This window comes from Streptomyces durocortorensis, assembly GCF_016901035.1.
Classification (GTDB): Bacteria; Actinomycetota; Actinomycetes; order Streptomycetales; family Streptomycetaceae; genus Streptomyces; species Streptomyces durocortorensis.
The window spans coordinates 10,297-17,947 of sequence record NZ_JAFEUF010000096.1 but is presented as its reverse complement, the minus strand read 5'-3'; the positions used below and the strand labels follow the sequence as shown (position 1 = coordinate 17,947).

The 7,651-nt window shown below is 70.6% G+C and carries 5 protein-coding genes; all 5 read right to left on the bottom strand.

All coding sequences use genetic code 11. The features are described from left to right. Window positions 1–139: 139 nt before the first annotated feature. Window positions 140–553: a VOC family protein gene (locus tag JS521_RS19105; RefSeq protein ID WP_205084188.1), complete on the bottom strand. Its 414-nt coding sequence runs from the start codon at window positions 551–553 to the stop codon at window positions 140–142. 160 nt (window positions 554–713) lie between these two features. Beyond that, the gene (locus tag JS521_RS19100) at window positions 714–1,751 is read right to left on the bottom strand and encodes an ArsR/SmtB family transcription factor (RefSeq protein ID WP_205084187.1); all 1,038 of its coding nucleotides are present in this window, start codon (window positions 1,749–1,751) and stop codon (window positions 714–716) included. 636 nt (window positions 1,752–2,387) lie between these two features. Next, entirely contained in the window at window positions 2,388–5,099 is a 2,712-nt protein-coding gene (ppdK, locus tag JS521_RS19095; RefSeq protein WP_205084186.1) for a pyruvate, phosphate dikinase, read from the bottom strand. Between the two features lie 365 nt (window positions 5,100–5,464). Next, on the bottom strand, window positions 5,465–5,722 hold the full coding sequence (locus tag JS521_RS19090) for a hypothetical protein (RefSeq protein WP_239487507.1): 258 nt from the start codon (window positions 5,720–5,722) through the stop codon (window positions 5,465–5,467). 163 nt (window positions 5,723–5,885) lie between these two features. Further along, window positions 5,886–7,478 carry an alpha/beta hydrolase gene (locus tag JS521_RS19085; protein ID WP_205084185.1) on the bottom strand — a complete coding sequence of 531 codons (1,593 nt, stop codon included), beginning with the start codon at window positions 7,476–7,478 and terminating at the stop codon, window positions 5,886–5,888. Between the last annotated feature and the right edge of the window lie 173 nt (window positions 7,479–7,651).

Below are 7,651 nucleotides of genomic sequence, written 5' to 3'. Positions count from 1 at the left end.
TTTTTTCCCTGCGGGGGTGGCTTGGGTCTTCCCCCGGGGGGGGCTAACTCTGTGGGTGTTGGGGCGGGTTCCCCCGTTTGGGGGGGGGCCGGGGGGGGGGGGGGGGCCCCCCGGGGCCCCCCCCCCACGCCCTCGCGGGTCAGCCCTGGTCTCCGGCAGCGGCTGCCGGGTCCATCCAGATGACCTCCCAGATGTGGTGGTCGGGGTCCTGGAACGACCGGCCGTACATGAAGCCCATGTCCTGTGTCTCGCCCGCCGGGGAGCCGCCGGAGGCCAGGGCGGCGTCCGCCAGCCGGTCGACCTCCTCGCGGCTGTCGCAGCTCAGGGCCAGGATGACCTCGGTGGTCGTCGAGGCGTCGGCGACGTCCTTCTTGGTGAAGTCCTTGAAGCGCGGCTCGGTCATCAGCATGGCGAAGATGGTGTCGCTGATGACCAGACAAGCGGTCTTGTCGTCGCTGAACGCCGGATTGAAGCCGTAGCCGAGCTTCTCGAAGAAGCCCTTGGTGGTCTCCAGGTTCTTCACCGGCAGGTTCACGAAGATCATCTGAGCCATGATCGTTTCCTCTTCCTCTGTCCTGTGGCGCCCGCGGTGTTCCGTCCGGCGCTTTCGATGGTTAGACGGTGAGGCCGCGCGGAACTCATCGGCGTACGGACGGAAGATTTGCACGGCCCACTGACAACGGCCCCGGCCCGGCCCCGCGGCAGGACACCGTCTACGGCAGGGCGAGCGGTGCTCCGCCGCGCAGCAGGGAGCCGCCGAGCGGGGTCAGCGTGTGCAGGACCGAGCTGCCGTGGCGCAGCGTCAGGACCAGGCCCGCCTCGCGCAGCACGGAGGCGTGCTGGCTCGCGGAGGCCAGCGACACCCCGGCCCGGCGGGCGAGTTCGCTGGTGGTGCAGCCGCTGCCGATGGAGGACAGCACGGCCGAGCGGGTGTGCCCGACGAGCCGGCCGAGCCAGGGGCCCGGCTCGGCGAAGACCGGGGCGCCGGGGTTGGTCACCGGGTAGACGAGGACCGGCGGGAGCGACGGGTCGCGGTAGACGACGGGGGTGCCCCGGCAGAAGAAGGACGGCTGGAGCAGCAGCCCGCGCCCGTCGAGGTGGAGATCGCGGTCGACCGGGTAGTCGGCCTCCAGCACGGGTGAACGCCACCGGATCATCGGCGGCAGGGTGCCCAGGAGCCCGTCGGCCCCGCCGTCCAGCAGGGCCCGGCCGCGCACGGCCCGGTCCGCTTCTATGCTGGCCCGGATGTGGGGCCAGTAGGGCTCGACGGCCGCGTGGTGGTAGCTGCGGAGGGCTCCGATGAGCCGGGCGAGCGGCTCGGCGCGGCCCTCCATGAGCGCGGCGGGCAGCGCCGCGCTCGCTCTTCCCGCTCCGGCGGCCCGCTGACCGACCGACCGGTCTGCCCGCTGCCGCAGACGCCCGGCGGCCAGCAGCTCCAGCTCCGCGTGGACCCGGTCGGCGGGGGTGTCGCGCAGCACCTCCATTCCGACGTCGAGTCCGAAGGGTTCGGCGCCTTCCTGAGAGGGCGTCAGGAAATCCGGGAAATAGCCGCGGGGCGGAACGACCGCCGCCAGCAGCTGCGCTTCACCATTCAACCGCGCCCGGGATTCCGTACGCCATTTTCCGAACACCGTCGAAGCACGCCGGTCCCTGAGCCGGTGAAAACTGAGAATGGTTTCCCACAACGCGTCCGGCCTCGTAGCCATCCGCACCCGCGAAAGGTCCAGCCTGGACACATGAATACGCAGCACTACTCCCCCACCTGTTGCATCCGCAATTTCCCCCACCGAAGGGTATGCGGACCGTCACAGGAGGTCACCACGGGGTTTCGGCCAGAAGTGAAAGGCCTCGCCCCGTTCCGCTTCACCGATGAGGCTGTACGACGTCGGGTACGCATCCGGTGCCCACCGGATGAGCACGTGAAGGCCGTGGGGGGCTTTGTGTGTTCGGCGGCGGTGGGCGACGGTGCGGCTCCGTACCCGACGGGGGTAAGCCGGGTGCGGTTCATGGGTGGGGATCCATGGACCGCACCCCGGTCCGGCTCCCGCCCGTCACCCGAATTTCTTTGCGTATTAAACAAAGCAATGTGCTCTGCGCCACATTCTTCGCGCCGCATTCGGTGCGCGCTCCTGACGACTTCCCCGTACCGCCGGTCATTTCCACGCACGCAAAGCGAAGCGGGGGGGGCCCCGCACAGGGTGCCGCCGCTTCTGGGTGCTCCGGGGCCGCGGTCGGGCCGGTGCGCCCGGTGAGGGCCGGGCCCGGCTTCCGGGGGCGGTCCCGGAGGGGCAGGCCGCTCGGCGGCCTTGGTCGGTGGGCAGGGCTGTTCGTGCAGCCCTGCCCAGGAGATCCGGGGTGTTCGTGCACCCCGGACCGGTGAGTCCGGGTCAGCGGCTGTCACTGCCCCGGGACTCGGCTGCGGCCCGGCCGGCCTCGAGGCGGGCCACCGGGATGCGGAACGGCGAGCAGGACACGTAGTCCAGGCCCACCTCGTGGAAGAAGTGCACCGACTCGGGGTCGCCGCCGTGCTCGCCGCAGACGCCGAGCTTGAGGTCGGGGCGGGTGGCCCGGCCGGCCTCGACGGCGCTGCGGACCAGCGAGCCGACGCCGTCCTTGTCGATCGTCTCGAACGGGGAGACCCCGAAGATGCCCTTCTCCAGGTACGCGGTGAAGAACGAGGCCTCCACGTCGTCGCGGGAGAAGCCCCACACCGTCTGGGTCAGGTCGTTCGTGCCGAAGGAGAAGAACTGCGCGGCCTCGGCGATCTGGGCGGCCGTCAGCGCGGCGCGCGGCAGCTCGATCATGGTGCCGATGGTCAGCTTGAGGTCGGTGCCGGTGGCGGCCTGGACCTCGGCGATGACCCGGTCCGCCTCCTCGCGGACGATCTCCAGCTCCTGGACCGTGCCGACGAGCGGAATCATGATCTCGGCGCGCGGGTCGCCCTTGGCGTTCTTGCGGTGGGCGGCGGCCTCGGCGATCGCCCGTACCTGCATCGCGAACAGACCGGGGATGACCAGACCCAGGCGCACGCCGCGCAGGCCCAGCATCGGGTTCTGCTCGTGCAGCTTGTGCACCGCCTGGAGGAGACGCAGGTCGTTCTCGTTGGCGTCCTTGCGGGACTCCGCGAGCGCGACGCGGACCGACAGCTCGGTGATGTCGGGCAGGAACTCGTGCAGCGGCGGGTCGAGCAGCCGTACGGTGACGGGCAGCCCGTCCATCGACTCGAACAGCTCGATGAAGTCGGCCTTCTGGAGCGGGAGCAGTGCGGCGAGAGCGGTCTCGCGCTCGTCGTCGGTGTCCGCGAGGATCAGCTTCTCGACCATCTCGCGGCGCTCGCCGAGGAACATGTGCTCGGTGCGGCACAGGCCGATGCCCTGGGCGCCGAAGCGGCGGGCGCGCAGGGCGTCCTCGGCGTTGTCGGCGTTGGCCCGTACGCGCAGCCGGCGGACCCGGTCCGCGTACGCCATGATCCGGTGCACGGCGGCGACCAGTTCGTCGGCGTCGTCGGCCCCGGCGTGCATCCGGCCCTCGAAGTATTCGACGACCGGGGACGGTACGACGGGTACCTCGCCCCGGTAGACCTTGCCGGTGGAGCCGTCGATCGAGACGAGGTCGCCCTCCTCGATGACGGTGCCGCCGACCGTCATCCGGCGGCGCTTGGTGTCGACCTCCAGGTCCTCGGCGCCGCAGACACAGGTCTTGCCCATACCGCGCGCCACGACCGCCGCGTGCGAGGTCTTGCCGCCGCGCGAGGTCAGGATGCCCTCGGCGGCGATCATGCCTTCGAGGTCGTCGGGGTTGGTCTCGCGGCGGATCAGGATGACCTTCTCGCCGGAGCGGGACCACTTGATCGCGGTGTACGAGTCGAAGACGGCCTTGCCGACGGCGGCACCCGGCGAGGCGGCGATGCCCCGGCCGAGCAGCTCGGTCTTCGCCTCGATGTCGAAGCGCGGGAACATCAGCTGCGCGAGCTGGGCACCGTTGACCCGCTGGAGGGCCTCGGCCTCGTCGATCAGGCCCTGGTCCACGAGCTGGGTGGCGATGCGGAAGGCGGCACCGGCGGTGCGCTTGCCGACCCGGGTCTGGAGCATCCAGAGCTGGCCGCGCTCGATGGTGAACTCGATGTCGCAGAGATCCTTGTAGTGGTTCTCCAGGGTCTCCATGATCTGCATGAGCTGGTCGTACGACTTCTTGTCGATCGACTCCAGATCGGCGAGCGGCACCGTGTTGCGGATGCCGGCGACGACGTCCTCGCCCTGCGCGTTGGTGAGGTAGTCGCCGTAGACGCCCTGGTGGCCGCTGGCCGGGTCGCGGGTGAAGGCGACGCCCGTGCCGGAGTCGGGACCGAGGTTGCCGAAGACCATCGAGCAGACGTTGACGGCCGTGCCGAGGTCGCCGGGGATGCGCTCCTGGCGACGGTAGAGCTTGGCCCGGTCGGTGTTCCACGAGTCGAAGACCGCGTTTATGGCGAGGTCCATCTGCTCGCGCGCGTCCTGCGGGAACTCGCGTCCGGCCTGGTCCTGGACAATCTTCTTGAACTGCTTGACGAGCTTCTTGAGGTCGGCCGCGGCGAGGTCGGTGTCGATGCTGACCTTCTTGGCGTGCTTGGCCGCCTCCAGGGCCTCTTCGAAGAGGTCGCCGTCGACGCCCAGGACGGTCTTGCCGAACATCTGGATGAGGCGGCGGTAGGAGTCCCAGGCGAAGCGCTCGTCGCCGGACTGGGTGGCGAGACCGGCGACCGAGGCGTCGGAGAGGCCGATGTTCAGGACCGTGTCCATCATGCCGGGCATGGAGAACTTCGCGCCCGAGCGGACGGAGACCAGCAGCGGGTCGTCGGCCTGGCCGAGCTGCTTGCCCATGCGCTCTTCCAGCGCCTTGAGGTGCGCACTCACCTCGTCGCGCAGCGCGGTCGGCGCGTCACCGCTGTCCAGGTAGACCTTGCAGGCCTCGGTGGTGATCGTGAAGCCCGGAGGGACGGGCAACCCGAGGTTGGTCATCTCGGCGAGGTTGGCGCCCTTGCCGCCCAGAAGATCCTTCAGATCCTTGTTGCCCTCGGTGAAGTCGTAGACGAACTTCTGGGGATCTTTGTTTTCCGACACGGGTCTCGACTCCTCGAGGACGCGGTGGCTGCCCTGACGGCGAGGAACATACCCAGATCGAAGGTGTATGGGTACGTCCACTTGGTCGTCATGCGGCCGCAACCACCCGTCCGCCAGCAGATCGAAAGGGTCGCCCGGCCGCGACGCGGGAATCCTTGCCTTCACCTCCTGAAGGCGGCATGGCCGAAACTTGACCATAGCCGCTCACTTGAGCGGAGTGCGGAGCAGGTGAGTCCACTTCTCGAAGACAAGAGGGTGGCACTGAGTGCCACGTCTTCCAGAAGTGCAGCCAGCCACTTTTCGCTCATCTGAGCGCAACCCCGATCAAGGGTGGCGTGAATCACGCCCGATTCGGACCCCGGATTTCAGGATCCGGACGCCTCGGGACGCCGCAGGCAGTCGCTGAGCACCCCGGGATCCGCCTCTTCCAGGCTACGGGCGAAGGCCCTCCCCCGCGCGGGATCGACCGGCGGCGGCGAGGGCACGACCAGCACCGCACACGCTGCGGCGTGCGCGGACGCGGTGCCGACCGGGGAGTCCTGGACGCCGACGTGGGCCGTACGGGTGTCTGCGGCCGACCCCGTACGGCCCACGTCGCCCCGGTGCGGGCCCGGCCCCGCCACCCGCGTTCGTCACGGACCGGGGTGAGGCCGCAACCGGGAGCAGATGAGCGGCACCCTGTGCCGCTCCCGTACGCCCGTCACTGCAATCAGATGAGCGGCGAGCCCCCCCCCCGCCCCGGGCCCCGCCCCCCCCCCCCCCCCCCGGGGCCCCTTTTCCGGGCGGTCAGCCGCAGACCGTGCCGGACTTCGGCACCGTACCGTTCAACAGATAGCCGTCGACCGCCCGTTGCACGCACGCGTCCTTGCTGTTGTACGCCCCGTGCCCCTCGCCCTCGTACGTCAGCTCGACGCCGACGCCCTTGCCCAGCTTCTCGACCATGGCCTTGGCGCCCGCGTACGGGGTGGCCGGGTCACCGGTGTTGCCGATGACGAGGATCGGCGCGGCCCCGGGGGCGCTGACGTCCGGGGTCTCCCAGGCGCCCGCGACCGGCCAGCCGGTGCAGCTCATCAGGCCCCAGCCCAGGTAGTCCCCGAACAGCGGGGACGCCTTGCGGAAGGCGGGCAGGGCCGCCTTCGTCTGCGCCAGGGAGAACCGCTGCTTGCTGTCGGCGCAGTTGATGGCGATGTTGGCGGCGTTGGAGTTGTCGTACCGTCCGTCCTCCGAGCGACCGTTGAGCGAGTCGGCCAGCGCGAGCAGCAGCCCGCCGTTCCCGCCGTCCGCCTCGTCCAGGCCCTGTTCCAGCAGCGGCCAGGTCTCCTTGGAGTAGAGGGCGGACGCGATGCCCGTGGTGGCCAGCGTCTGGGTCAGCGTCCGGTCGCCGAGCCCGTCGATCGGCTCCTCCTCCAACTCGGCCAGTAGATCCGCGATGAACTGCTCGACCTCCTGCTGGGTGGCCCCGGGCAGCGCGCAGTCGTCGCGCTCCGCGCAGTCCTTCGTGAAGTTGTCCAGGGCGAGCTGGAACCCCTCGGCCTGGCCGATGGAGGACTGCTCGGCGTCCTTCGTGGGGTCGACCACCGCGTCGAAGACCGCCCGGCCGACCTTGTCCGGGAAGAGGTGGGCGTACACGCCGCCCAGCTCGGTGCCGTACGAGATGCCGAAGTAGTGCAGTTCGTCGTCGCCCAGCACGGTGCGCATCAGGTCCATGTCGCGGGCCGCGTTCGTCGTGCCCACGAAGGGCAGTTCGGGGCCGGAGTTCTCCTTGCAGTCCGCGATGTAGTCCTTCTGCCCCTGGACGAACTGCTTCTCCTCGGCCGGGTCGTCCGGGGTGGAGTCCTCCTGGTAGAAGGCGTCCAACTGGGCGTCGTCCGCGCACTGGACGCCCTCGCTGCGGCCGACCCCGCGCGGGTCGAAGCTCACCAGGTCGTAGCGGGTACGGAGCTTGTCGTACTCGGTGCCGAACGCGGGCAGCGTCGCGACGCCGGACGCGCCGGGCCCGCCGAAGTTGAACACCAGCGCCCCGATCCGCCGCTGCTGGTCCTTGGCCCTGGCCCGGACCAGCGCCAGTTCGATCGTGCGGCCGTCCGGCTCCGCGTAATCGAGCGGTACGTCCATGAAGGAGCACTCCCACACCACACCGCCGGGCAGCGGGGACGGTGACTCGCCGCCGCCCTGGGCCGTGTTCGGGGGCGGGCAGGGGGACCACTCCAGCTTCTGCGAGGCCAGCTCGTCGGCGGTGGCGGTCGGCGAGGCGGTCGAGGCCCCGGTGGGCGTCGAGGACCCTTCCCCGCCTCCGTCGTCCGAACAGCCGGCCAGGGGCAGCAGCACGGTGGCGGTGGCGGCGAGGGCGGCGGCACGCAGAGCGGGGGAAGTCCTCATGCCTCCATCGTGCGGCGGGCCGCCGGGGAGCGCGGCCGGGCGCGGTCCATGCGGGTGGCGGAGCGCCGCGCCGCCACCGAACGCCCCCCCGTGGGGGGGGGGGGGGGGGGGGGCCGCGGCGGTCTTCGCCGTGGCCTATGCGCTGGCCGGCCGGGAGCGCGGCTTCGGGGCGA

Bases quoted from the DNA above. Each gene is read 5' to 3' on its own strand.
- JS521_RS19085 (WP_205084185.1), bottom strand. From the start codon at position 7,478: ATGAGGACTTCCCCCGCTCTGCGTGCCGCCGCCCTCGCCGCCACCGCC.
- JS521_RS19105 (WP_205084188.1), bottom strand. From the start codon at position 553: ATGGCTCAGATGATCTTCGTGAACCTGCCGGTGAAGAACCTGGAGACC.